The organism is Methylobacterium sp. PvR107, assembly GCF_017833295.1.
GTDB lineage: Bacteria > Pseudomonadota > Alphaproteobacteria > Rhizobiales > Beijerinckiaceae > Methylobacterium.
On record NZ_JAFIBW010000001.1, the window covers coordinates 2623989 to 2649630 of the forward strand.

The window sequence follows — 25642 nt, forward strand, 5'->3', positions numbered from 1 at the left end:
CCGGACCGGCCTGCAGGGCGGCCGGCTCAATGCCGGCCACGGGGACCGACGCGAACGGCGTGATTATGATGTCGTAACTGGGGTTAAGGCGTTTTAAAACAAGACCAGCCTGCATTGGCTGCATCGGACCATGGTGCAGGATGCGTAGCTCGTCGTATCACGGGCCGCTGCACTGCCATTCGCGGACCTGACGAAACCGCCTCGACGCCGCGGCTCGGCGAACGCCCGGACGTGCAACCCGGTGCGACCTGTGATTTGGTGCGCGCTCTCGCGAACAGAGCCGGACCTGCCCTATGGCCCATGCGCCCCTCGTGTCCCCCGACTGGCTGCACGACCGTCTCGCCGCCCCGGATATCGTGGTCCTCGACGCATCCTGGTACCTGCCGGCGGCCGGCCGCGATCCCGAGGCCGAGTTCCGCGTGGCGCATATCCCCGGCGCCCGGCGCTTCGACCTCGACGCGATGAGCGACACCGAGTCGAGCCTGCCGCACATGCTCCCCCGGCCCGAAATCTTCGCCGCGCGGATGCGCGCGCTCGGCGTCGGCGACGGCCAGCAGATCGTCGTCTATGACGGCCAAGGCCTGTTCTCGGCCCCGCGGGTCTGGTGGATGCTGAAGACCTTCGGGGTGCGCGACGCTCTGGTGCTCGATGGCGGCCTCCCTGCCTGGATCGCTGCGGGCTACCCCACCGAGGACGGCGAGCCGCGCCAGCCCGAGCGCCGGCACTTCACCGCCCGCCTCGATCACGGCGCGGTTGCGGACGCGACCGACGTCGCCCGCGCCCTGGAGACCGGCTCGGCCCAGGTGGTGGATGCCCGCTCCGGCACGCGCTTCCGCGGCGAGGAGCCGGAACCGCGGCCCGGTGTCCGCCCCGGACACATGCCCGGCGCCTGCAACCTGCACTACGCGGCGCTCCAGCGCGACGGCCGCATGAAGAGCCCGGAGGAACTGGCCTCGGTCTTCGCCGAGAACGGCGTCGACCCGAGCCGGCCGATCGTGACCACCTGCGGCTCGGGCGTGACCGCGGCCATCATCGCCCTGGCCCTGGAAACCATGGGCCGGCCGGCCCGAGGTCTCTACGACGGCTCCTGGTCGGAGTGGGGCGCCGATCCGACCCGGGCTGTGGCGACGGGCGCCTGAGCCGCGGCCCGCGCGTCGAAATCCGGACGCACGGATCCCGCAGCCACAGGGCTGCGGGTATGCCGAGGTCCTCTTGAACGCTCCGTATCAATTCCGATATATCGGAAGCGCCTGCGGTTGGGCGCTCTACGGAGAAAATCATGCCGCTTCACGACACCACTACCCTCTCAGGCACCATCCGGCACGTCTTCGCCCATCGCTTCACCATCGAGGCGGACGGCCAGACGCATCTGGCCGATCTCGGGCCGAAAGGCGCGGACGCGTTCGCGCTGGCGAGCGGTCTCCACGTGATCCTCGAGGGCGAGCGTCGCCCCTCGGAGATCAAGGTTACGCGGATCTCGGCAGCGGGCCGGGATCCGGTGGAGATCCATCACAAGAAACCTCATCACGCGCCCGGATCCAAGCAGGCGGACACGCGTCCCGAGGGGCCGGCCGATCCTGCACGCGCGCTGGCGGCGGTTGCCGCGGCCGGTTGGACGCCGGCGGAAGCGCCGCGCCGCAAGCCGAAGCACTTCGAGGTCCTGGCGCGCCGGGGCGAGGCGGCGGCAACGGAGCTGCACGTCGACTTCGCCGGGACGATCTACAAGGAGAAGCCGGCCGATCCCGCGAAATGGGCCCCGCTGGCCTGAGGGCCGCCGGCGGGGACTGCCCCGGCACCCGCTCCACCGCATCGACCAGCGGTGCGGCGGTACTGGTCGGGCGCGGTCCGAGATGTCGACCCGGGCCGCTTGTCGGCGGCCCGGAATCACCGAGCCCTAGGCCGCCCGGATGGCGCGGCGCTTGTCGGCGGCGCTCCACTGCATCAGGCCGATCATGACCACGATCGTGGCGAGGTAGACGACCCCCTGCAGGGCGGTCGGCCGGTCGGTGTAGCCCACGAGGGCGTGCAGGACGCGACCCGGCCAGGAATTCTCGGCGATCAGCCCAGAGCTGTTCCACAGGGTGTGGCCGAGGATGTCGACCACACCTGCGTTGGCGAGGAACTGGGCAGCCTGCGCGGCGAGTCCCGCGGCCAGGAAGATGATGAGCACGCTGGTTATCGAGAACACGTAGCGGCTCGGGATCGAGGCGAGGCCGAGATAGGTCACCGCCGAGAGGAGCACGCCCGCCCCGATCCCTGAAACGGCGCCGAACTGGATGTCGGCCCCGGAGGTGCCGGACGCCACGAGGCCGTACAGGAACAGGACCAGCTCGGCGCCCTCGCGCAGGATCGCGGCGCCGATCACGATCGAGAGGGCGGCGGCCTCGCGCTCGCCCGAGCGCACCGCCGCACCGGCCGCGCGCAGCTCGCCGGCCAGCTCCTTGCCGTGCTTGCTCATCCAAGTGTTGTGCCAGATCAGGAGCAGCACGGCGACGATCAGCACCGCGGCGTTGAGGATGTCCTGGCCGTTGCCCTCGAAGGCGTCGGAGATCTTCTCGGCGAACAGGGCGACGAGGCCGGCGCCCGCGAGCCCGCCGGCCACCCCGAGCAACACCCAGCGCATCCGCCCGGGAATGCCCCGGGTCGCCGCCAGCACGATGGAGATGATGAGGCCCGCCTCGATGACTTCGCGGAAGGCGATGACGAAGGCGCCGATCATGGCGGTCTCCAGGGGTTAGAGGATTGCGGGGTGCACCGGCCGCGCTACCAGATCCAGAACAGCAGCACCCAGTTGGCCACCGACAGCGCGGCCGCGCCGGCGATGCAGGCCGAGGCTGCGACCCGGCGGAGTCCGCCGGCGCTGAGGCCGGCCACGCGCCAGGCGAGCCAGACGCTCCAGAGGCTCGCGCCGGCGAGCAGGCCGGCACGGATCTCCGCCACGTAAGGGATCACGATGCCGTCGCCGCGCAGGAACGTGACGGTGAGCGCCGAGAGCCCCAGGAAGACGCCGCAACCCGCGACCGGGATCAGCGTCTGGGTCAGGTGATGGAATCGCCGGAGCGACCAGCCGCCGAGGATGCGGCTTGCGAGCGCCACCATCGCCGACAGCGCGACCCCGAGGATCAGCGTCGCGGCGCCGATATAGGCCAGAAGCAGCGCGCCATCGAGGAGGGTCATCACGTCGTTGCGGTCGGGATAATTCGTGAGCACGAACCAGGGCGCGGAATGCTCCAGCGGCCACGTCGTCCCGTTCTCGATGAGCCACGTGGCCGCCGATTGCTTGGCATCGACGTACCAGGGGCTCGCCGACCACTGGAACGCGCCCACCGCCAGCGCAAGCATGCCGAACAGGATCAGCATCGTCTGATCGAGGCTGGGCTCCTGGCCGGCCACGTGGACGATCTCGTGGTTCGGCGAGCGCAGGGCGAGGTGCACCGCGCCGCGATGGTTGCTGCAGCGGCCGCACATGTGGCAGGCCCCGGCCCCGCGCATCGCCTTCACGGGCACGAGCGGCGCGCAGTTGAAGGCCTCCGAACCCCGGGCGGGCTTCGGCGAGGCCGCCCAGGCGGCGCGGTCGACCTGGAAGCTCACGGGGGCGAGCTTCGACAGCACCGCGAACACGCCGTTCACCGGACACAGATAGCGGCACCAGACCCGCTTGTTGCGCCCGTAGAGCAGGCCGACCGCGATTGCCGCGAGGGTCGAGCCGCCGAGCACTGCGAGAACCGGCTTCGGATAGCCGTACACGCTGGTCATCTGCCCGTAGACCGTGGTGCCGGCGAACGCCAGGAATGGCCAGCCCTGCCACGTGATCCAGCGCGGCACCGCATAGCCGCGGCTCCAGCGGCTCGCGAACTCGCTGAGCGCCCCCTCGGGGCAGAGCACGCCGCACCACGCCCGGCCGACCAGCACCATGCTCACCAGCACGAAGGGCCACCAGATTCCCCAGAAGGCGAATTGCGCGGCGAGCGTCAGGTTGGTCCAGATGTGGGCGGCGTTGCCGGGCAGCGGCAGCAGTGCCGGGACGATCACCAGCACCGCGTAGACGCCGACGATCAGCCACTGGATGGCCCGGATGATCCAGCCGTGACGGCGCAGCCCGTCACCGAACCGGGCGAGCCGCGCGTCGAGCACCGCCCGCCGCGACGCGACGCGGGGCAGCGTGAGGGAGCCTGGCGCTGCCGTTGACGCGCTCATTTGGCCACCAGGGTCGCCTTCGCCTCCGGGTGGAAGTCGTCGAACACCTGGTAGGTCCCGGCGTCGAGCGTGCGGAACACGATCGCCGAGGTCGATCCCGCGGCCAGCGCCTTCTCGCGCTTCAGCTCCGTGCTCTCGAACTCCGCCGGCGACTGGCCGGTATTCGAGATCTCCAGCTTGAACCGGGTGTTGGCCGGCACCTCGATGACCGCCGGGAGGATCACCCCGTCGCGCATCTCGACCTTGATCACCGGCAGGTCGTCCGCGCGCGCGGGCGCCGCTGCGGCAGCGGCGAGCAGCAGGACGGCGAATCGGACGTGACGGAACAGACGGGACGGCACAGACAACTCCGGATTCTCAGTAGGCGCCCTTCTTGCCGACACCGGCGAAGGTGAAGTCCTGGGTCACGTCGAAGGGCTCGAACCACGGACCGACCCCGGTCTCCTTGTCGACGTGACGACCGAAATGACTGTCCTTGCCGGGCGGCGCCACCGTGACCGTGAGACGGTAGCGGCCGGGGCCGAACAGCTTGACGTTATCGCCGTAATGCGGCCCGTCATTGGCCACCATCGGCATCAGCATGCCGGAGACCTTCTGGTCCGTGGGCTTGTCGCCATCGAGCTTCACCGCCTCGAAGCGCACCGCGAGCGCCGGCACCCAGTCGCCCTCCGCGAAGCCGTTGCGGTTGTCCTTCGCGGCCCGGATATCCGTCTCGAGATGGATGTCCGACTGCGCGGCCTCGCGCATCATGCCGGGCGGATCCATCTCGATCGGCTGCAGGTAGACCGCGGCGACCTCCAGCCCGTTCCGGGTTACGTGCGGTCCGATCGGCACCTCCTTGGCCACGGCAACGCCCGTGACCGCGAGAAGGGAGGCCGCGGCGAATCCGCGGAGGGTCAGGACGACGTTCGAAGCGCGCATGCCTCGCACATAAGCCCTCGTGCGCGAAGTTCAAACAGGAATCGCAGCAGAATCAAATAATAACAATTCTAATCTAAGACGCTTTCGAAGGCGCACGCTGTATTCCCTGGTCTTTCGTCGGGATCACGGGAAGTCTCAGCGATTCGCACGAAGAGGTTCAACGTGCCGCACCCGCTCGGATCTTGACCAACAAACGGAATTGGGGATCGTCACCGCAATGCCACGCTGGGAAGCGAGAATGCGTTCCGGCGCGGGAAAACGCGAGCCGCCAGGGTACGACCGCGGATCACGGCTTGCACGAGGCCGCACGCCGATTTAGCAAGTGCTATATTCCTGTTGCGAATCTCATGACGATCCCCTCCGTGCACCTGGCCAGCGCCGCAGCGCTCGTGCTGACCTTGCCGCTTCTCACACGTGAGGCGGCGGCGGCGGACCTCGCCGCACAGCGCCCGCCCGCGGAGGCGGCCAGCTACGCCGACTGGTCGGGGGGCTATCTCGGTCTCGAGGGCAGCGCGGGCGGATCTTACGGCGCCTACAGCTTCGGCCCGACCACGATCGGCGGCCGCTCCATCCCTCCCTTCAAGAGCGGCGACTCCACAGGCCGCAGCGATCAGGGTCGCGATGCCACCACCGCGGTCGGCGGCGCCTTCGGCGGCTGGAACTGGCAGACCGGACCGTGGGTCTACGGCGTCGAGGCCAGCCTCGATGTGGCGAACCTGAAGCGGCCCGTCCCGTCGACCATCGCGGGCTTCGGCTTCGGGGGCGTGGATCCGGCCTTCAACATCGTACGCGCCAAGACCGACCTGTACGGGAGCCTGCGGGCGCGGATCGGCTACAGCTTCGGCCGCTACCTGATCTATGGAAGCTTCGGGCTCACGGGCGCCAACGCCCGCGTCCTGGCAGACTATCCGGAACTCGACACGGGCGGCCGGAGCACGGCCCGGCGGGACCTCGGCTATGTCGGCTTCACCCTGGGCGCGGGCGTGCAATACGCCATCTCCGACACGCTCGCCCTGGGCATCGACTACCGCTACATCGACCTCGGCGGCAGCCGGCGCTTCCCGCTGGGCACGATACCGGGGGAGAGCGGCGGACCGGTGACGAGCCGGGCGAGCTTCACCTCGAATCAGATGTTCGCGCGGCTGATGTGGTTCCCGGACGGGCTGAGGGTGCCGCCGGACCCCGACGAGACCGCCCCGCACGATCCCGACAACGGCGACACCGGCCGCTTCTCGCTGCACGGGCAGACCACCCTGATCGCGCAGGGCGTGCCGGGCTTCCGCTCGCCCTACGCGGGTGCGCAGAGCCTGGTCCCGCATCAGGCCCGGCAGACCACCACGGCCACGATCTTCCTCGGGCTGAAGCTCTCCGACAGCACCGAGGTCTACTACAACCCCGAATTCAGCCAGGGCTTCGGCCTGTCCCGGACGCTGGGCGTCGCCGGCTTCGTCAACGGCGAGGCGCAGAAGGCCGGCGCCCCATTCCCGAAGCTGCGCTCGAACCGCTACTACGTGAAGCAGACCTTCGGGCTCGGCGGCGAGACCGTGGAGGTGCCGGACGGCCCGAACCAGGTCGCCACCCGCTACGATTCGGAGCGGATCACGCTGATCGCCGGCAAGTTCGCGCTGGGCGACTTCTTCGACGGCAACATCTACGCGCACGATCCCCGCGTCGATTTCTTCAACTGGTCGCTCTGGGGCTCCTCGGCCTGGGACTTCCCGGCCAATCTCCCGGGCTTCACGCAAGGGGTTTACGCCGAGTACAACCGGCCCGAATTCGCGATCCGCGCCGCCTACACGCAGGTGCCCAAGGAGCCGTCGAGCGACGTGCTCGACCCGCGCGTGTTCCGCCGCGCCGGCCTGAACGCCGAGTTCGAGCAGCGCTACGTGCTCCCGTGGCTGGAGCAGCCGGGCAAGCTGCGCTTCGGGCTGTTCTCGAATGTTGGCGTCTCGGCCAACAACCGGGAGGTGGTGACGCTGACGCAGCTGGGCGCCTTCGACGATATCAACGACGCGGTGGGGGCAACCCGGCGCCCCCGGCGCAAGACCGGCGGCTACATCAACCTGGAGCAGGCCCTCACGCCGGAACTCGGCCTGTTCGCCCGGGCCAGCCTGAACGACGGGCGCACGGAGAACATCTCCTTCACCGACATCGACCAGAGCTTTTCCGGCGGCCTGTCGCTGAAGGGCAAGGCCTGGGACCGGCCGGACGACACGGTCGGGATCGGCGCGGCGATGAACGGGCTCTCGCCCTCGCACCGGGCCGCCTTCGCGGCGGGCTATTACGGGCTGCTGATCGGCGACGGCCGGCTGAACTACGGCACCGAGCGGGCGCTGGAGACCTACTACGCCCTGAACCTCACCAAGTTCGTGACCCTGACCTTCGACTATCAGTTCATCGGGAATCCCGGCTACAACCGCGACCGCGGGCCGGCGCATTTCTTCGCCTCGCGGCTCCACGCGGATTTCTGATCGCGATCCGGTCAGTCCGCCGCCTCGCTCACCGTCGGTCCGAAGATATCCTCGAAGGCGGCCCGCAGCTGCATGTCGACCTCGGCCATGCTCACCGGCAGGCCGAGATCCACGAGGCTCGTCACCCCGTGCTCCCGCACGCCGCAGGGGACGATCCCATCGAAATGCGACAGGTCGGGTTCGACATTCAGGCTGATGCCGTGGAAGCTGACCCAGCGGCGGACCCGGATGCCGATCGCCGCGATCTTGTCCTCGACGCCGGGTCCCTTCTCGGGACGGCGCACCCAGACGCCGACCCGGTCCTCCCGGCGCTCGGCGCGGACATTGAAGGCGGCGAGTGTCTCGATCAGCCACGCCTCCAGGCTCGCCACGTAGGCGCGCAGGTCGCGGCTGCGCCGGTCGAGGTCGAGCATCACGTAGGCGACCCGCTGACCCGGGCCGTGATAGGTGTACTGCCCGCCGCGCCCGGTGGCATGAACCGGGAAACGGTCCGGCGCCACGAGATCCTCGGACCGCGCCGAGGTGCCGGCGGTGTAGAGCGGCGGATGCTCCAGCAGCCAGACGCATTCCGGCGCCGCGCCGCTTGCGATCGCCTCCGCCCGCGCCTCCATCCAGGCGAGCGCCGGCGCGTAGTCCACGGGCGCGTCGCTCACACGCCAGCCCACCGGCCCGGCGACCGGATCGGGGCCGGGTCGCTTGGGGAAGGCGTGCGGACGGACCGTGAGGCGCGGCGCGTTTACCAAGAGTTCACCATCCTGCGTCGATGGTCGAAGCCTTCAACATTCGCGGCCGGCGCTGGCAAGGTCCGGCCGCGAGACGGGATGGCGGGCTGTGGCGGTCTTCGAGACCCTGAAGGTCGATCTGACGGTGGTGCTGGGCCGCGCGCGCATGCCGCTTCACATGCTGCTGCGCATGGGCCGCGGCGCCGTGATCGAGCTGGAGGCCAGCGACAGCGACATGGTCGAGATCCTGGCCAACGATCACCCGATCGCCCGCGGTCAGATCGTGGTGACCGGCGACCGCATCTCCGTCGAGGTGACGGAACTGATCCGCAAGGCGGCCTCGATCGTCGAGCCCGGCATCAGCATCGGCGACGGCGCGGTCCCATTCCTGGAGGGCGGCTACGATTCCCCGTGAGCGGAGCGCTTGTCGGCGGCGGATCGATCTGTTATCCGCTGCGCCGCGCGACACGAAAGCGGCCTCGGGTTTTCTCGCGGGGCGCAACGGTCGGGCAAGCGGACCGGGCTTCGGGTCCGATGCGGCCATGGCGGAATTGGTAGACGCGCTAGCTTGAGGTGCTAGTCCCGCGAGGGGTGGAGGTTCGAGTCCTCTTGGCCGCACCAACCTCTTCTTGAAGTATGAGAAGAGGTCAGGGGCGAAACATCGTGACGGAGGCGACCGGCTGTTGCGCAGCGGTCCCGTCAACGACGTCTCAGAATGATGTGATGGAGCGGTTCGGCCGGCGCGGCGACGTCGCGCGGCGGCCATGCGAGGCCGCCCAGGCCTTCGCGATCGCGTTCCTTCAATCCGTCGAGCCCTCGGGCAGGCCGGCCATGCGTGCCCCCTCCACGATATGTGCATATTCCTCCATGAACGTCGGGTTTCGTGAATAGTCGGCCTTGGCCAGCGTGTGCACCGTGTAGCCGGGCATGAGCTTGAGGACGTTGTCGATAGCGTCCTTGGCCTGTTCCTTGTGACCCAGCCAAGCATGCGCCACGGCCAGATCGATATACGAGAAGTAATACGGCGTGTGCCCGACCGACCGGTTGCACCACTTGATCGCCTCGTCCCAATGCTTCAAATGTGTATGGGCGTGACAGATATAATACTCCCACGCATTGAGGAGCGGGTCTTTCGGACTTAACCGGATTGCCTTCTCGACATGCCCGAAGGTCTTGTCGGCCTTTCCGTCCCAGAGATTGATGATACCGGCAAGTGCGTGCGCGATCGCCATGTTCGGATCGTATTCGACGGCGACCGCGATCTCTCGCAGCCCCAGCTCGAAATCCTTCGTCGCCCGAAGAACCTCCGCCTTCACGTAATGGGCCATCGAACTTTGCGTGTTCGCCGCAATACCTTCATCCGCGAGCCGTAAGGCGAGCCGGGAATCGGCGGCGACATCTTTGCTGACCCTTGTGTTGACGGATTGCGCGATGGCTCTCGCAAGTCCGATCTTCGCTTGCGGGTTGTTGCTATCGATCTTCAAGCTCTGCTCGAACTTGCCGCGCGCCTCCAACGTATTTGCGGGCGTCCGCGGCCGGTTCATCGCGGCCCATCCGAGCATATTCAGGTCGGCGGCAGTCGGGTTGAGCGAGCCCTCCCGCAATATTCTCAGTCCTTCGGCCTGACTGAGCTGAATATCCAGCGAACGCGCGAGTCGCGCAACGAACTCGGCCTGGATCTCTCCCAGCCGACTCCGCTCGCCATCGAAGCGTTCGGCCCAAATGTGCGCGCCCGTCTCCGTCGAGATGAGCTGCGCGTTCAGGAGCACATGATCCCCGGTGCGCCGAACACTCCCTTCCAACGCGTACCGGACACCCAGATCACGACCGACCTGCTTCACGTCGACGGCCTTGCCCTTGTAGGTGAAGGCCGTGTTGCGGGCGATCACGAAGCTGCCGGCAAGATGCGAGAGGTCGGTGGTCAGATCCTCGGTCAGCCCATCGGCGAAGAAATCCTGCTCCGGATCGTTGCTCAGGTTGGCGAACGGCAGCACCACGAGCGAGAGCGGCGGCAGCGGCTTCGGCGGCAGTCCGTTCTGGACCGCGAGCGTCTGCTCCGGCCTCGGCGCCGCCCTCGACCACAGGGACCAGACCGTGCCGCCCGCAAGGGCGAGGATCAGGCCGCCCGCGAGGCAAGCCGACGCGGCAACGCCGAGTCCCCGGCGTGGGCGCGCCGCCGCGGCAGGAGGCGAAAGCGGAATCCCGCCGGTCGCGGCGGACGGCTCGTCCGCGTCGTCCTCCTCATCGTCGGGCGGCGCGAGGGTCCGGACGGCGTCCGCGGAGAGAGCGAACACGCCGATCGGACGCGCGATGTTTTTCAGGTCCAGCTTGCCCTTGTCCTCGAAGCGGTAGGGCACCTTGTCGCGCACCTGCTCGTGGACCGAGCGCGACACGCACAGCCCGCCGGGCTCGGACAAGGGCTCCAGGCGCGCCGCCACGTTGACGCCATCCCCGAACAGATCCCCGTCCGGCTGGGCGATCACGTCGCCGACATTGATCCCGAAGCGCAGCTTGAACCGCTTGTCATCCGGCAATGCGGGCTCGAACCCGGCCATCGCCCGTTGGATGTGGATCGCACAGGAGACAGCTCTCAAGGGGCTCGGGAACTCGACCAGCAGGCCGTCGCCCATCGACTTCACGATGCGCCCTTGTGCCGCCTTGATGGCCGGATCGGTGACTTCGCGACGGAGACCTTTGAGGCGTCGGATCGTCCCCGCTTCGTCGGCGCCCATCAGCCGGCTGTACCCGACGATATCGGCAACCACGATCGCCGCCAGACGCCTGACCATCACCTTTCCGCCCTGCGCTTACGACCCGAACCGTGGCGCCTCATTGCTTTAATCATAGCATGTCGGCGATCCCGAAACGCAAGTCCGGGAGCGTCGACATCGGAGTTCGACCCTGGAATGCGGAGCTTCGCTTATACGAAGGCAGCATCAATGCGGTGCTGCATTCCGATCACGCGAACGGCGATCAATGCCGAAGCGTACGATGAACTTCACAGAAACTCAGCCTAATAATAAATTGGAACATTCGGGATCTATTCTGGCTCGATTGCATCTGCCTCGGAGAGGCCGGCTTCGAACCGGGAGGTTTTGAAGCCGGACCAGGATAGCCATGCCGCAGCATCAAGCAGTGCGCGCCCTGGGACGCTGACGCACGCTCCAGCGACGATCCCGAAGCCTGGCCTCTTCCACAGGGTCCGGCACGCAACGCGGTCGATTTGGCCAGTCCATTCCTAACCTGACCCGGGCGAACCGCGACCACAGGACACGAGCGACCGAGCCGGCCAGCCGTTCGCCGCCCACAAGGCGCGCGCAGGGGGCCAGGACCGCCGATCCCGACACAGGATGCCCGGATCGTTCGAAACTATCCTCTAATGCCACTCATATCAGATCGAGTTTTTATTTCGACGCCGTCAGATGATCGAATTAGAAATATTTCAGATATTCGATATTTTACAGTCAATCTCCAAATACATCCAGCGATTTCCGCAGAGAAACTGTTGCGCCATCTCAGAGAAGGCGCTTAAATTGATCCCAGTCCGACCTCGAGTCTGATCCGAATGGCCTGCACCCCCCAATCCGCCGAGCTGACGTGGCGCGGCATCGCCCTGGGCGGGGCAATCACGCTGCTGTTCACCGCCGCCAACGTCTATCTCGGCCTCAAGGTGGGTCTGACCTTCGCGACCTCGATTCCCGCCGCCGTCATCGCCATGGCAATCCTGCGCCATCTGCCCGGCGCGACGGTCTTGGAGAACAACATCGTCCAGACCGTCGCGTCCGCGGCTGGCACGCTGTCGGCCATCATTTTCGTGCTGCCGGGACTGGTGATGATCGGCTGGTGGCAGGGCTTCCCATGGCTCACCACGGCGGGCATCACCGCGACGGGCGGGATCCTCGGCGTGATGTTCTCCGTGCCCCTGCGCCGGGCGCTCGTGGTGGAGTCCGATCTGCCCTTTCCCGAAGGCCGGGCCGCCGCGGAGGTTCTGGCGGTCGGATCGCGCAGCCGGGCCGAAGAGGCCGACAGCGCCCGCGGGCTGCGGATCCTCGCCTGGAACGGCCTCGTCTCGGCGGCCTTCGCGGCGCTCGCGCAGACCCGCCTCGTCCTCGACAGTGCCGGCGCCTGGTTCCGGGTCGGGGCCGGTGCCACCGGGATCGCCGGTAACCTGTCCTTCGCGCTGATCGGCGTCGGCCACCTCGTCGGGCCCTCGGTCGGGGCCGCGATGGCGCTGGGGCTGGCGATCGCCTGGGGCGGGCTGATCCCGCTCCTCACGGCCGAGCAGCCGATGCCGGGCGTGGGCCTGGAGGCGTGGGTCGGCACGGTCTTCCGCCAGGACGTGCGCTTCTTCGGCGCCGGCGTGATGGGCGTCGCGGCGATCTGGACGCTGGTCCGGATCGCCGGTCCGGTCCTCGGCGGAATCCGCTCGGCGCTCGCCGCCGGACGCGTCCGAAGGGCGGGTGAGGTGCTCGCCCGCGAGGAGCGCGACCTGCCGGTCTCCGCGGTCATCGCGGTCTCCCTCGCCCTGCTCGCGCCGATCGGCTGGCTGCTGTGGGGCGTGCTGGCCGGAACGCCGCTGGAGGAGGAGGCCCTGCCGCTGATCGCCGGCGCGCTGCTGTTCATCCTCGTGGTCGGGCTCGGCGTGGCGGCGGTGACCGGCTACATGGCCGGCCTGATCGGCGCGTCGAACGCACCCCTGTCGGGCGTCGGCATCCTGGCCGTCCTGGCGAGCGCGGCGCTGTTGCTGGGTCTGTTCGGCCGCACGGCGGATCCCCAGGGCACCCGGGCACTGGTGGCCTACGCGCTGGCGGTCACCGGCATCGTGTTCGGCGTCGCCACCATCGCGAACGACAACCTGCAGGATCTCAAGACCGGCCAGCTCGTCGGCGCGACCCCCTGGAAGCAGCAAGTCGCCCTGATCATCGGCGTGGCCTTCGGCTCGGTGATCATCCCACCGGTCCTGAACCTCCTCGGGGCGAGCTTCGGCTTCGCGGGCGCGCCCGGGGCGGGTCCGAACGCGCTCGCGGCACCGCAGGCCGGGCTGATCTCCGCCCTGGCGCGGGGCGTCCTGACCGGCGACGCCAATTGGCGCATGCTCGGATGGGGCGCCGCCGCCGGCCTGTGTCTCGTCGTGCTGGATGCGGGGCTCGGCCGCCTGAAAGCCCTGCGCCTGCCGCCGCTTGCGGTCGCGCTCGGGATCTACCTGCCGATGAAGCTGGTGCTGCCGCTGGTGGCGGGCGCCGTGATCGGCACCCTGTACGATCGCTGGGCCCGGGGCCGGCCCGATTCCGGGCGGTCCCTGCGCATGGGCACGCTTACGGCAACCGGCCTCATCGTCGGCGAGAGCCTGTGGGGCGTCGCCTTCGCGCTGATCGTCTACCTGTCTGGCAGCGACGCGCCCCTGGCGGTGGCCGCAGCGGAGGATCCGGCTCCGGCGGCCCTGGCCGGCCTGCTGCTGTTCGCGGGATCGGGGGCGGCCCTGTACCAGCACGCGCGGCGGTCGGCCTGACGCCGCCGCAACCCGGCCCTGCATTGACTTCGCAGGCGCACACCGTCATATCGCCAGTGCAGCGTCAGCGGCCGTCATGGCCCGCTTGAGGGGGCTGCGTGACGGATCGGGCGCCTTCCGGCGTGATCCGGCCCCCCTCTTCATAACGTGCATGCACCCGGGCCGCCCCATCACGCGGGCTGCCCCCTGCCAACGGACCGGCTCCCCAAGTGTTATCGCTCGCAGTCTCGCGACGCGCGCGGCCGGCCCTGCTGCATCGGATACATCCTTGACCCAATTCACCGATTTCGGCCTCGCCCAGCCCGTGCTGCGGGCGCTCAGCGAGGCCGGCTACGTCGCGCCGACCCCGATCCAGGCCCAGGCGATCCCGCCGGCCATGGCGGGCCGCGACCTCTGCGGCATCGCCCAGACCGGCACCGGCAAGACCGCGGCCTTCGCGCTGCCGATCCTGCACCGCCTCTCGCTCTCGGACCGTCGCGCCCCGCGCCGCGGCTGCCGGGTGCTGGTTCTCTCGCCGACCCGCGAGCTCGCCAACCAGATCGCCGAATCGTTCACCGATTACGGCCGGTACCTGTCCTACACCACCACGGTGGTGTTCGGCGGCGTCACCATCAGCCGCCAGGAGCGGGCGCTCGCACCCGGCGTCGACATCCTGGTCGCCACGCCGGGCCGGCTCATCGACCTGATCGAGCGCCGGTCCCTGACGCTCGACGGCGTCGAGATCCTCGTCCTCGACGAGGCCGACCAGATGCTCGACCTCGGCTTCATCCATGCCCTCAAGCGCATCGTGAAGATGCTGCCGCAGAAGCGCCAGAGCCTGTTCTTCTCGGCCACCATGCCGAAGAACATCGCCGGGCTCGCGAGCCAGTACCTCGCCGATCCGGTCCAGGTCGCGGTGACCCCCGTCGCCACCACGGCCGAGCGGGTCGAGCAGCAGGTGATCTTCGTCCATACCGGCGCCAAGCAGGCCCTGCTGGGCCATATCCTGCGCGATCCGGCGATCGAGCGCGTCCTTGTCTTCACCCGCACCAAGCACGGCGCGGACCGGGTCGTGCGCGGCCTCGACAAGGTCGGCATCGCGGCGGCGGCGATTCACGGCAACAAGAGCCAGCCCCAGCGCGAGCGGGCGCTCGCCGCGTTCAAGGACGGCTCCAGCCGGGTGCTGGTCGCCACCGACATCGCGGCCCGCGGCATCGACGTCGAAGCCGTGAGCCACGTGGTCAATTTCGATCTGCCGAACGTGCCGGAGAGCTACGTCCACCGGATCGGCCGTACCGCCCGTGCCGGCGCGGACGGGCTCGCCATCTCGTTCTGCAACGACGAGGAGAAGGCCTACCTGCGCGACATCGAGCGCATCACCCGCCAGAAGGTGCCGGTCGCGGGCTTCCCCGAGGGCTTCAACCCGCCGTCGCGCCAGGAAGCCGCGGAGATCGCCCGTGAGGAGGAGCGCCGCCCCGAGCGGCAGCAGCGCCCCGGCGGCGGTCGACAGGGCCAGCGGCCCCGACAGCAGCAGGGCCGTCCCCAGCAGGGGCAGCCCGGTGGCGGCCGCGGATTCGGCGGTCAGGGTGCGCCCCGTCAGGGCCGCCCCCAGGAGGGTCGGGCCGATGGCCGCGGCCACGCTCCGCAGCACGCCCCGCAGGGTCGTGAGACCCGCGCGGACCGTCCCGCCCGGCCGCAGGGCGAGCGCCCGAGCCAGGGCCGTCCGAACCGCGACGCCCGGCCGCCCCAGCGGGCGGATGCCCGTCCGCGCAGCGGCGGCAGCGAGGGCCGCAGCATCGGCTGGCTGGAGCGGTCGCCCCGCTCCTGAGGCCTGACGCTGCCCATCGCGATCACGAAGCCGCCCGGGACGAGTCCGTCCCGGGCGGCTTTCTTTTTGAGAGTCGCTCGGAAGCGCCTGCGAGGCCGCGCCTCGAAGGGCATCGGCGGCCGATGCCAGCGTCGCCCGCGATGACGGAGCCGCGCGCAGGCACCGCGTGCGGCCGGCCGACGTCCGGTCTCTTTCCTCCGCAGGCCGTTCGACCCATCTCCTTCCGGATCTCACAGGGAGCCTGCACCATGCGGTTCGAACTCTACCGGGACGCGAAGGGCGAATGGCGCTGGCGCCTGCGGGCCCGGAACGGCGAGGTGATCGCGGAGTCCGGCGAGGGCTATGCCCGCCGCGAGGATTGCGAGCACGGCATCGCGCTTGTGCGCCAGAGCGCCGAGGCTCGTGTCGAGGACATGACGACCAAGATCGCCTGATCCTGCCAGTCCCAGCCGGGTCTCAATCCGCGATCAACCCTGTTCGAAACGTCGCAGCGGTTAAGCTGCAACGCTTCCGCTCGCCCATGCGTTGCAGCGGTTCGAACCGGGCGGAGGTCCTCGCATCCCGTGCGGTTCGTCGACCGAGACGCAATCACACAAAGGGAGTCGAGACCGTGCTGAGGAAATTCCTGCTCGCGGCCCTGCTGGTGCTGGGCTTCGCGGCCGCCGCGCCGCAAGGAGCGTCCGCCGCCCCCGTCGGTCCGGGGCTCGCCCTGCCGGCCGGCGCTGCACCCGCTGTCACCGAGAAGGCCCAGTACTACTACCGTCGCCGCTTCTACGGCCCGCGCCCCTATTGGCGCCGCCCGTATTACGGCCGCCGGTTCTACGGCCCGCGTCCCTACTGGCGCCGCCCGTATTACGGCCGCCGGTTCTACTACTAAGCGCCAGCTGGCTTGACCGGCCCGGCGGCTCCCCTGAGCCGCCGGGCTTTTTCATATCCTGATTCGAGGTGCGCAGACGGCGCGCCTGCTTTATTGTGCAGGCGATGGGACAGGCCGCGGCAGATCGGCCTGCCCGGGAGGACATCCGATGAACGATATCGCGCAACGCGCCGAGCCGGCAGCGCCGACGCGGGACCTCTGGCAATCCATCCCGCTCGAATGCATCCTGAGCGCGGTCGCGGTTCTGCTGGCGGCGGGATTGAAGCTCGCCGGCCTGCTGTCCTGACGGCGCGAGGCGGGCGGATGGACGGCATGCAGCAGGTCGGACTCTCATCGGCCGGAGGTGTTCCTGTGCCGCAGGACATCGATTCACCTCAGGGCGACCTGACGGTGCGCACCATCGCCATGCCGGCCGATACCAACGCCAATGGCGACATCTTCGGCGGCTGGGTTCTCTCGCAGATGGATCAGGCCGGCGGTATCGCCGGCGTCGACCGGGCGCAGGGCCGGGTCGTGACCGTGTCGCTCAACGCCATGACCTTCATCCGGCCGGTCCGCGTGGGCGACGTGCTGTGCGTCTACACCCGGGTGTCGCATGTGGGCCGCACCTCGATGAAGATCGAGGTCGAGGCCTGGGCGCGGCGCTTCTGCACCCAGGTCCGCGAGCGCGTGACCCAGGCCACCTTCACGTTCGTGGCAATCGACGAGGCTGGCCGCCCGCGGCCGATCCCGCCGGCGGTGCCCTCGCCCCGCGCGGCTACTTGATCACCCCGCAGGCAACCCGGTCGCCAGCCCCGCCGATCGGCTGAGCCGTGTGATCGTCCTCGTTGGCGTGGATGATCAGCGCCGATCCGTCGCCGTCCTTGAGCCCGCCCTCGCCATTGAGGGGCGTCTCGCTCGACACCTCGGCCTGGGCCGAGCCGTCCTGGCCGACATAGAGGTTCGGCAGATCGCCCTCGTCGGGACCCTCCGCGTTCAGCAGGCCGTGTTTGCTCTGGTCGTGGTTCACATGGGCCTTGGAATTCATGAACTTCGGATCCGAGCAGTCGCCCACGGCGTGAAAGTGCATGCCGTGCCAGCCGGGGGGCAGGCCGCCGGGCTGGATCGCGACACGCAGCACCAGCGCGTTCGCGCCGTCGCGGATCGCCAGCTTCCCGATCGTGTCGCCCTTGGCGTTCTTGATCGGGGCCTCGTAGGTCTCGGCCGCCTTGGCGGATTCCTTGGCGGCCTCCTTCGGGGGTTCCTGCGCGAGGGCGCCGCTCGCGGCGAAGGTCCCGAGCAATGCGAGCAGCGGCAGGGTACGGATCATGCGGTGGCTCTCCTGTACGGCCCGGTCTAGTTAGGGAGCGCGCCGCCCTTCGACAGGGCCGCACCGCCGAACCTCTACCGCAGCTCTACCGGCACCGCACGAAACCCTGATGAATCGCGACCGGCCCATACCGGATCCCGCCACGACCGCGGCGGCTGAACCGCCCAAGCGGCGCGCCGACCTGTTCCTCGTGGAACACGGCCATTTCGAGAGCCGGGCGCGGGCGCAGGCGGCGATCCGGGCCGGGCTCGTGCGGGTCGACGGGCGGCCGCTCACGCGTCCGTCGGACGCGATCGCCCCGGGCGCCCGGGTCGAGGCGACGCCGGAGCATCCCTACGCGTCCCGGGGCGGCCTCAAGCTCGCCGCGGCCCTGGAGGCGTTCCGGCTGGTTCCGGATGGGCGCACCTGCCTCGATGTCGGGGCCTCCACGGGTGGCTTCACGGACGTTCTGCTCGCCGGCGGCGCGTCTCATGTCTACGCGGTGGATGTGGGACGCGGGCAGCTCCATCCCCGCCTGGCGGCCGATCCGCGGGTGACGAACCTGGAAGGCACCGACATCCGCACCCTCGCTCCGGCCGCGCTGACGCCGCCTCCGGATCTCGCGACCGTCGACGTGAGCTTCATCGGCCTGCGTCTCGTGCTGCCGCCTCTGCCGGGGCTGCTCGCACCCGGCTCCAGCCTCGTCGCGCTGATCAAGCCGCAATTCGAGGCCGGCCGCGCGCGGGTCGGGCGCGGCGGCCTCGTGCGTGATCCGGAGGTGCACGCGGAGGTCTGCGCGACAGTACGGGACGCGCTGCTGGCGCTCGGTGCCACGATCCTCGGCCTGATTGACTCGCCCGTTCCGGGCGGCGACGGCAATGCCGAATTCCTGATTGGCGCGCGATTCCCATGAGCGAGACGGTCACGATCCGAGACCTCGGCGCCCGCGGCGACGGGATCGCCGAGGACGGGGTCCTCGTCCCCTATACGCTGCCCGGCGAGCGCGCGACGATCCGCCGGGAGGGCCGGCGGGCCGAGCTTCTGGGCATCGCGCAGGCCTCGGCCGACCGGGTCGAGCCGTTCTGCCCCTACTTCATGCGCTGCGGCGGCTGCCGCACGCAGCATCTCGCCCGGCCGGCGGAACTCGCCTGGAAGCGCGGCCTCATCGCGCAGGCCCTCTCCCAGGCCGGCCTCGACGTGGCGCCCGACCCGGCCATCGACGCGCATGGCGCCGGGCGGCGTCGGATCACGCTCCATGTCCGGGAGATCGACGGCCGAGCCGAGGCCGGCTTGATGGCGGCGCGCAGCCACGCGCTGGTGCCGATCGACCATTGCCCGATCACCGTGCCGGCGCTGCACGCCGCGCCCGAGGTGGCGCGCCGCCTCGCGGCGCCCCTCGGCCATGGCCGCAAGCCCCTCGACGTGGCCGTCACCGCCACCGACCAGGGCCTGGACGTCGACCTGCGCGGGCACGGGCCGGTGAGCGCCGGCGTCGGCGCCGCCCTGGTGCGGATCGCCGGCGAGCTCGGCCTCGCCCGGCTCTCCCTTCACGGCGAGCGCCTGATGGAGGCCGAGCCCGTCTCGGTCACCGATGGCCGAGGCCGCCTCTATCCTGCCCCCGGCGGCTTCCTCCAGGCAACCGCCGCCGGGCAGGCCGTGCTCACGGATCTCACGCTGTCGGCGCTGGGACCGCGCGCCAAGCGCGTCGCGGACCTGTTCTCTGGGTGCGGGCCGCTCAGCCTCGCGCTGGCCCGTGAGGCCGCGGTCCAGGCCGTGGAAGCCGATGCCGCCGCCCTCGCGGGCCTCGACCGGTCGGCCCGTGCGGCCACGGGACTGCGCGCGATCACGCGCGAGCGCCGCGACCTCTTCCGCCGGCCGCTGCTCCCGATCGAGCTCGACGCCTTCGACGCGGTGGTGTTCGATCCGCCGCGGGCCGGCGCGGAGGCCCAGGCCCGCCAGCTCGCCGCGTCGCGTGTGCCCCTGGTGGTCGGCATCGCGTGCGATGCCGGCACCTTCGCCCGGGATGCGGCGGCGCTCGTCGCGGGTGGCTACCGGCTGGAGCGGGTCACGCCGGTGGACCAGTTCCGCCATTCGGACCACGTCGAGATGGTCGGCGTGTTTCGCCGCCCGCCCGCGCGGCGGCGCTGAAACCACGCAACCGGCGGCGAAGTCCCACGTTCTCTCGAGGATTGGAGGTCCCATGACTCGCCGCTCGCTTCGCCCGCTCGCGCCGGCCGTCCTGAGCCTCGCCTGCGCAACCCCGCTGGCGGCGCAGACCGTCGCGCCCGACCAGACCGGGACCGGCGGGGGACCGGCCTCGACCATCACGGCACCGAACACCAACAGCCTTGGCGTGACCAAGCCGCCGGGCACGTCGCTCGGCCCGGGCGAGATTCCGTCGCGCCGGGAAGAGCGGCGCGAGCGGGCGCTGACCGACAAGATCGACGACAGCATCTGCGAGGGCTGCAACTGAGGCCGGGCCGTCCCTGCGAGGCGGGCGGCGATGTCACGGAAGCGTCAGAAAACACCGCCACATCCGCCGCACAGCTTGCGTCGGGACTCGGCGTGCCGGATGCGGGCTGGGCCAGCGTCGCTCCGTGACCGTTCCGCATCCGAGACCCGTTCGTGATCTTCATCCACCAGCCTGCCGTCGGCGCCGGAGCCACGCTGCTCGAGCGCCGGGTCATCGACCTTCAGGACACGATCCCCGACGACACCATCTGGCTCGACCTGATCCGACCGAGCCGCGAGGAAGAGCTGAAGGTCGAGGCCTTCGCGGGGATCGAGGTTCCCACCCGCGAGGAGATGAAGGACATCGAGCCCTCCGAGCTGCTCTACGTCGAGGACGGCGCCCGCTACATGACCGGGCGCGTGCTCTCGAAGGTGAGCGACGCCGAGGAGCCGGGTCTCGCCGGCATCACCTTCATCCTGCGCGGCAACCGGCTCGTGACCGTGCGCCACGAGGAGCCGCAGGCCTTCCGCATGTACACGCAGCGCGCCGGACGATCGATGGGCAACGGCAGCGCCTCCGCGGCCTCCGGCGAGGCGATTCTCGCGGGCCTGATCGAGGCTGTGATCGACCGCGCCGCCGACGTGCTCCAGCTCCAGGGCGAGCGCATCGACCGCCTGTCCGGCAAGATCTTCGAGGTGCAGGAGGACCCGTCCGCCCGCAACACCGCCCTGCAGGACACGTTGCGCGCGCTCGGCCGGCATGGCGACCTGATCTCGAAGCAGCGCGAGAGCCTCGTCTCGATGGAGCGGATCCTGCTCTCGCTGTCCGCGACGTATCGAACCAACAAGGCTCCGCGTGATCTGCGGGAGGATGTCCGTTCGACGCTGCGGGATCTTCAATCCCTGGAGGAGCACGCGACCTTCCTGTCCACGAAAATTCAATTCTTGCTCGATGCGACCCTCGGGCTCGTCAACCTCGAGCAGAACAACATCATCAAGCTGTTCTCGGTCATGGCCGTGGTCTTCATGCCGCCGACGCTGATCGCGTCGATCTACGGCATGAACTTTAAATCCATACCGGAACTAGATCTCACCTTCGGATACCCGATGGCGCTGGTCATGATGGTGGTCGCCGCTGTATTCCCATACGTTTTCTTCCGGTGGAAGAAGTGGCTTTAGCCAGAAATGCTGGTACAGAGCCGATAAAATATTAAGACCTGTGCGGGAGCATGGCGGAGCCTGTAGGCGCGGCTCGGCCGCGAGGACGGAAACCTCATGCGACTCTCTCTCAAGACGGTCCTCGCCGGTGCGATCGGCCTGCTCGCCCTCGCCGCCGTCGGCCAGGGGATCGCCAGCGTCGTGACCCTGTCGGAGATCGAGCGGAACGCCGACGCGGTCTCTCAGCAGGCCCTGCCCGCGCAGAACCAGGCCGAGGCCATCGGCACGGCCGTGCGGGAGGCGCGGCTGCGCCTCTACCGGCTCGCGGTCGCCTCCCCCGACCCGGCGGCCCTGGACAAGAACCAGACCGCGCTCACCGACACCTTGGCGGAGCTCTCCAACCTCCGGCAGGCCTATCAGGAGCGTCTGACCAGCCCGCGGGATCGTGAGGTCTACGAGCGCTTCACGACGGCCTGGAACGCCTACCAGAACATCCAGCTGCAAGTGGTCGAGCTGATGATCGCGGGCGATCAACCCGGCGCCCTCGGGCTCGTACTGGACCCCGCGACGGCGGCGCAGAACGACGCGGCGGTGGCGAGCCTGACGGAATCGATCGCCTCGGCCCGGGCGTTGACGGAAGCCAACGTCGCCGAGACCGTGCAGGCGGCAACGCGCGCCAAGCTCATCGCGATGGCCGCCACCGTGGTGGGCCTCGCGGTTGCGGCGGCCGCGATGCTGTTCGCCCTGTTCGGGATCGCGCGCCCGATCGAGCGGATGACCGGCGCGATGGGCCGGCTCGCCCAGGGCGACGAGACCGTACCGGTTCCCCACACCGGACGCGGTGACGAGATCGGCGCGATGGCGGCGGCCGTGCAGGTCTTCAAGGACAACCTGATCCACAGCCGTGCCCTGGAGCGGGAGACCGCCCTGGCGCGGGAAGGCGCCGAAGTGCAGCGCCGACGCGCCGTCCATGCCATGGCCGGGTCCTTCGAGGCGGCGGTCGGCGGCGTGCTGGCGCGGGTTTCGGACGCCGCCCTCGGCCTGCGGGCGGAGGCCGAGGCCATGACCAGCACCGCCACCCACACGGCCGAGCGCTCGGCGACCGTGGCGGGTGCGGCGCAGGAGGCCGCCATGCATGTCGGCACGGTCGCGGCGGCCGCGGAAGAACTCGGGGCCTCGGTCCTGGAGATCGGCCGGCAGGTGGACGGCTCGGCCGAGCTTGCCCGGGGGGCCGTGGTCCAGGCGGGCGAGACGGCCGGCCTCGTGCAGGAGCTGAGCATCGCCGCGGGCCGGATCGGCGACGTCGTGCGCCTCATCACCGACATTGCCGGTCAGACGAACCTGCTGGCGCTCAACGCCACGATCGAGGCCGCCCGGGCGGGTGAAGCGGGCCGCGGCTTCGCGGTGGTCGCCAGCGAGGTGAAGCAGCTCGCGGGCCAGACCGCCCGGGCGACGGAGGAGATCGCCGGGCAGGTCGGCCGCATCCAGGGCGCGACCGGTCAGACCGTGGGGGCGATCGACGAGATCGCAACGCGCATCCGCGAGATCGACAGCGTGGCGAGCTCGATCGCGGCGGCCGTGGAGCAGCAGGGTGCGGCGACCCGGGAGATCGCCCGCAACGTCGCCGAGGCCGCATCCGGGACCGGCGCCGTCACCGGCACGATCGACGAGGTTGCGCGGGCGGCCGATGACACGGGCTCCGCCGCGACGCGGATGCTCGCCTCGGCGGCGAGCCTCTCGGAGCAATCCGCCGAGCTGCGCCGGGAAATCGACGTGTTCCTGCAGACGGTGCGCGCCGCCTGAGGCTCAGCCCGGGCTCGACAGCTTCATCAGGACGAGCCCGGAGCCGATCAGGCCGGCGGCGAGGATCCGGCTGGCGCTTGCCTGCTCCCCGAGGGCGGCGATGCCGATCAGGAACGCGCCGACCGCGCCGATGCCGGTCCAGATCGTGTAGGCGGTTCCCAGGGGCAGCGTGCGCATGGCCAGCGCCAGGAAGCCGACGCTGCCGGCCATCGACACAGCCATGATCCCGGTGGGCCACAGGCGCGTGAAGCCGTCGGATTGCTTCATCGCGAAGGCCCAGACGACCTCCAGCACGCCCGCGGTGACGAGATAGATCCAGGCCATGCGGCCCTCCTGAAAGGGCCGGGCCGTCCCGGACTTGTATCCCGCCTGCGGGGGAGGACGTGGCCTCGCGGAAGCTCAGCTAAGGTTCACAGAAGCCGGCCGCAAGGGCGGTGGCGCGCGCGCCCCCCGTCCCCTCATCCTGAAGCGCCCGCGTCAGCGGGCCTTGAAGGCGGGCTCCAGGGATCGCGCGGCTGGCTGGAGGCCTCCTTCGAGGCCTCCGCTGCGCTCCGGCACCTCGAAATGAGGACGCCGGCGGGATACCCTGAACAGGCGGCCCGTCAGGCCACCGCCGCGAGGTGCTTGACCTCGGCCTTGGCCACCACCTTGCCGACCGGCGGCGCCTTGCAGGTCTCGGCCTCGGGTGCCAGGACCGGCGGCTGCACCCAGCGGCCGGCATCGAGCTCGGCGATCCGGCCGTTGATCTCGCGGATGACGTAGCGCGAGAACGGGTAGACGTGCAGGTAGATCACCATGTTGGTGACCACCGCCTCCAGGGCGGCCGGGTTGCGGCGGGCGGTCTCCAGGAACACGCTCCAGAAGTGCTTGGCCAGTTCCGGACGCCGCACGGTCATCCGCCAGCACACGCGCAGCAGCGAATAGAGATCGTGGACGATGTGGCGCCAGTTGAGCTTCTGAGCGGCGAATTTCGGCCGCTTCACCTGCCGCGCGACCACCCGCACCCGGTCGAAGAAGTTCGGCGGGTCGTAGATCTCCTGGAGGACGTCGCGATAATCGGCCAGCACGTCGCGCTGCGGGCGCAGGGTCACGAAGTTGATCCCCTGCGTGCACTGGTCGCCCTGGTCGGCCGTGGTCGCCGCGTAGTTCTCGTAGAGGCGGCCCTCCTTGCGCAGGCGGCGCGAGAGTTGGGTGTTCGGCAGCGCGAAGAGCAGGCCGACCATGGCGATCGGGACGCCGGTCTGGCTGATGCAGAGCGACATCGCCTTGCTGATGCTGTCCTTCTCGGTGTCGAAGCCGACGATGAAGCCGGCGGTCACGAACATGCCGTGCTCGTAGAGCTTGTGCACGCTGTCGGCGATCGACCGCTTGGTGTTCTGCTTCTTCTGCGTCTGGATCAGCGTCGCCTCGTCGGGCGTCTCGATCCCGGTGAACAGGGCGAAGAAGTTCGCGTCCCGCATCATCCCGAGCAGCTCGTCGTCGTCCGCGAGGTTCAGCGAGGCCTCGGTGGAGAACTTGAACGGGTAGCCGTGCTCTTCCTGCCACTTGATCAGGTGCGGCAGGAACAGCTTGATCGCCTTCTTGTTGCCGATCAGGTTGTCGTCGACGAAGTCGACATGGCCGCGGTAGCCGAGGCCGTAGAGCCGGTCGAGCTCGGCCAGCATCTGCGGTGTGGTCTTGGTCCGGGGGGCGCGGCCGTAGAGCTCGATGATGTCGCAGAACTCGCAGGTGAACGGGCAGCCGCGCGAGAACTGGACGCCGATATAGAGGTAGTGGCTGAAGGTCAGCAGGTCGAAGCGCGGGATCGGGCTCTTGGTGACGTCGGCCTTGAATTTCTCGGCCATGAGCCGGCCCCGGCGCTCGCCCGCCTCCCAGGCGGCCACGAACTTGTCGAGGATGCCCTCGGCCTCGCCCAGCACCAGGAAGTCGGCCTTGTCGTAGACTTCCGGCGTCGAGGTCGGCGCGGGGCCGCCGACGCAGACCGGGGTGCCGAGGGCGACGCACCGGTCGATGACCACGAGGCAGTCCGGCTCCTGGGGCAGCATGCCGCCGGTCATCACGAGGTCGGCCGCCTGGATCTGCGCGTCCGTCACTTCCTCGCAGTTGCGATTGACGAGCGTCACCTGCCAGGCCGGCGGCAGCATCGCGGCGAGCGTGATCAGGCCGAGCGGCGGCGCGGGGGCGCGGGCGCCCTGCAGCTCCATGGCCTCTTTGAAGTTCCACATCGAGTTTTCGTAGAACTTCGGGAACACCATCAGCACGCGCGGCGCCGTGTTCGCTTCCGACATGCCAATTCCCTCATTCAGACGCGCAGCCCAAATCCGACCGGAGATCGGTGCGGGCGCAGGATCGACCCCTGACCTGCGGGCGAATTAAGGCCGTTTTTCGCTCCCGCAGCAATCCGGAGCGCCGATTGCGCCAACACGCCCGTCCGGACG

At 69.5% G+C, this 25642-nt stretch carries 24 protein-coding genes and 1 tRNA gene; 16 read left to right on the forward strand and 9 right to left on the reverse strand.

Going from position 1 to position 25642, the window contains the following annotated elements; translation table 11 throughout:
• The first annotated feature begins 293 nt into the window (after positions 1-293).
• Both sseA and JOE48_RS12290 read left to right on the forward strand, forming a co-directional pair.
• Positions 294-1139 carry a 3-mercaptopyruvate sulfurtransferase gene (sseA, locus tag JOE48_RS12285; RefSeq protein ID WP_210030096.1) on the forward strand — a complete coding sequence of 282 codons (846 nt, stop codon included), beginning with the start codon at positions 294-296 and terminating at the stop codon, positions 1137-1139.
• 140 nt (positions 1140-1279) lie between these two features.
• Positions 1280-1768 (forward strand): hypothetical protein, encoded by a 489-nt coding sequence (locus JOE48_RS12290; protein WP_210030098.1) that lies wholly within the window; start codon positions 1280-1282, stop codon positions 1766-1768.
• A gap of 126 nt (positions 1769-1894) precedes the next feature.
• Here the strand turns inward: JOE48_RS12290 and JOE48_RS12295 are convergent, their stop codons facing one another.
• The 4 genes from JOE48_RS12295 to JOE48_RS12310 are packed head-to-tail and all read right to left on the reverse strand — an operon-like array spanning position 1895 to position 5118.
• On the reverse strand, positions 1895-2719 hold the full coding sequence (locus tag JOE48_RS12295; protein WP_210030100.1) for an FTR1 family protein: 825 nt from the start codon (positions 2717-2719) through the stop codon (positions 1895-1897).
• Between the two features lie 44 nt (positions 2720-2763).
• Positions 2764-4197: a 4Fe-4S binding protein gene (locus JOE48_RS12300; protein WP_210030102.1), complete on the reverse strand. Its 1434-nt coding sequence runs from the start codon at positions 4195-4197 to the stop codon at positions 2764-2766.
• Positions 4194-4538 carry a cupredoxin domain-containing protein gene (locus tag JOE48_RS12305; protein WP_409518577.1) on the reverse strand — a complete coding sequence of 115 codons (345 nt, stop codon included), beginning with the start codon at positions 4536-4538 and terminating at the stop codon, positions 4194-4196. The genes JOE48_RS12300 and JOE48_RS12305 overlap by 4 nt, the downstream gene beginning before the upstream one ends.
• A gap of 16 nt (positions 4539-4554) precedes the next feature.
• Positions 4555-5118, reverse strand: coding sequence for an iron transporter (locus JOE48_RS12310; RefSeq protein WP_245252807.1), 564 nt, complete (start codon positions 5116-5118; stop codon positions 4555-4557).
• Positions 5119-5465: 347 nt separating this feature from the next.
• Between JOE48_RS12310 and JOE48_RS12315 the strand changes: the two genes are divergently transcribed.
• Positions 5466-7589 carry a carbohydrate porin gene (locus tag JOE48_RS12315; RefSeq protein WP_210030104.1) on the forward strand — a complete coding sequence of 708 codons (2124 nt, stop codon included), beginning with the start codon at positions 5466-5468 and terminating at the stop codon, positions 7587-7589.
• An 11-nt stretch (positions 7590-7600) separates the two neighbouring features.
• Here JOE48_RS12315 and lipB read toward each other — a convergent pair whose 3' ends face one another.
• Entirely contained in the window at positions 7601-8332 is a 732-nt protein-coding gene (gene lipB, locus JOE48_RS12320; protein WP_210030106.1) for a lipoyl(octanoyl) transferase LipB, read from the reverse strand.
• Between the two features lie 88 nt (positions 8333-8420).
• Here lipB and JOE48_RS12325 point away from each other — a divergent pair, with 88 nt between their 5' ends.
• Together JOE48_RS12325 and JOE48_RS12330 are read left to right on the forward strand one after the other, a co-directional pair.
• Complete coding sequence (locus JOE48_RS12325; protein ID WP_210030108.1) at positions 8421-8726, forward strand: FliM/FliN family flagellar motor switch protein; 306 nt, start codon at positions 8421-8423, stop codon at positions 8724-8726.
• Between the two features lie 121 nt (positions 8727-8847).
• Positions 8848-8932, forward strand: a tRNA-Leu gene (locus JOE48_RS12330).
• Between the two features lie 179 nt (positions 8933-9111).
• Here the strand turns inward: JOE48_RS12330 and JOE48_RS12335 are convergent.
• Positions 9112-11100, reverse strand: coding sequence for an adenylate/guanylate cyclase domain-containing protein (locus JOE48_RS12335; RefSeq protein ID WP_210030110.1), 1989 nt, complete (start codon positions 11098-11100; stop codon positions 9112-9114).
• 776 nt (positions 11101-11876) lie between these two features.
• Between JOE48_RS12335 and JOE48_RS12340 the strand changes: the two genes are divergently transcribed.
• From JOE48_RS12340 to JOE48_RS12365, 6 genes are all read left to right on the forward strand, one after another.
• Positions 11877-13820, forward strand: coding sequence for an OPT family oligopeptide transporter (locus JOE48_RS12340; protein ID WP_210030111.1), 1944 nt, complete (start codon positions 11877-11879; stop codon positions 13818-13820).
• Between the two features lie 268 nt (positions 13821-14088).
• A complete protein-coding gene (locus tag JOE48_RS12345) occupies positions 14089-15627 on the forward strand; it encodes a DEAD/DEAH box helicase (protein WP_210030112.1) in 1539 nt (512 codons plus the stop codon).
• 248 nt (positions 15628-15875) lie between these two features.
• A complete protein-coding gene (locus JOE48_RS12350) occupies positions 15876-16061 on the forward strand; it encodes a DUF1508 domain-containing protein (RefSeq protein WP_210030113.1) in 186 nt (61 codons plus the stop codon).
• Positions 16062-16237: 176 nt separating this feature from the next.
• A complete protein-coding gene (locus JOE48_RS12355) occupies positions 16238-16504 on the forward strand; it encodes a hypothetical protein (protein WP_210030114.1) in 267 nt (88 codons plus the stop codon).
• A gap of 148 nt (positions 16505-16652) precedes the next feature.
• A complete protein-coding gene (locus JOE48_RS12360; protein ID WP_210030115.1) occupies positions 16653-16790 on the forward strand; it encodes a hypothetical protein in 138 nt (45 codons plus the stop codon).
• Between the two features lie 26 nt (positions 16791-16816).
• Positions 16817-17269 carry an acyl-CoA thioesterase gene (locus tag JOE48_RS12365; protein WP_210030116.1) on the forward strand — a complete coding sequence of 151 codons (453 nt, stop codon included), beginning with the start codon at positions 16817-16819 and terminating at the stop codon, positions 17267-17269.
• On the opposite strand, the gene JOE48_RS12370 is transcribed toward JOE48_RS12365, so the two are convergent.
• On the reverse strand, positions 17262-17813 hold the full coding sequence (locus tag JOE48_RS12370; protein ID WP_210030118.1) for a superoxide dismutase family protein: 552 nt from the start codon (positions 17811-17813) through the stop codon (positions 17262-17264). The two genes, JOE48_RS12365 and JOE48_RS12370, sit on opposite strands and share 8 nt — an antisense overlap.
• Positions 17814-17922: 109 nt before the next feature.
• Between JOE48_RS12370 and JOE48_RS12375 the strand changes: the two genes are divergently transcribed.
• From JOE48_RS12375 to JOE48_RS12395, 5 genes are all read left to right on the forward strand, one after another.
• The gene (locus tag JOE48_RS12375) at positions 17923-18705 is read left to right on the forward strand and encodes a TlyA family RNA methyltransferase (RefSeq protein ID WP_210030120.1); all 783 of its coding nucleotides are present in this window, start codon (positions 17923-17925) and stop codon (positions 18703-18705) included.
• A complete protein-coding gene (locus JOE48_RS12380; RefSeq protein WP_210030122.1) occupies positions 18702-19940 on the forward strand; it encodes a class I SAM-dependent RNA methyltransferase in 1239 nt (412 codons plus the stop codon). The genes JOE48_RS12375 and JOE48_RS12380 overlap by 4 nt, the downstream gene beginning before the upstream one ends.
• 52 nt (positions 19941-19992) lie before the next feature.
• Complete coding sequence (locus JOE48_RS12385; protein WP_210030123.1) at positions 19993-20265, forward strand: hypothetical protein; 273 nt, start codon at positions 19993-19995, stop codon at positions 20263-20265.
• Positions 20266-20417: 152 nt separating this feature from the next.
• Positions 20418-21422: a magnesium transporter CorA family protein gene (locus JOE48_RS12390; RefSeq protein ID WP_210030125.1), complete on the forward strand. Its 1005-nt coding sequence runs from the start codon at positions 20418-20420 to the stop codon at positions 21420-21422.
• A gap of 96 nt (positions 21423-21518) precedes the next feature.
• Positions 21519-23204, forward strand: a complete 1686-nt coding sequence (locus tag JOE48_RS12395; protein ID WP_210030126.1) for a methyl-accepting chemotaxis protein — start codon at positions 21519-21521, stop codon at positions 23202-23204.
• A 3-nt stretch (positions 23205-23207) separates the two neighbouring features.
• Here the strand turns inward: JOE48_RS12395 and JOE48_RS12400 are convergent, their stop codons facing one another.
• Together JOE48_RS12400 and JOE48_RS12405 are read right to left on the reverse strand one after the other, a co-directional pair.
• Entirely contained in the window at positions 23208-23528 is a 321-nt protein-coding gene (locus tag JOE48_RS12400) for a multidrug efflux SMR transporter (protein WP_210030127.1), read from the reverse strand.
• 278 nt (positions 23529-23806) lie between these two features.
• Complete coding sequence (locus JOE48_RS12405; RefSeq protein WP_210030128.1) at positions 23807-25492, reverse strand: B12-binding domain-containing radical SAM protein; 1686 nt, start codon at positions 25490-25492, stop codon at positions 23807-23809.
• Positions 25493-25642 lie beyond the last annotated feature (150 nt).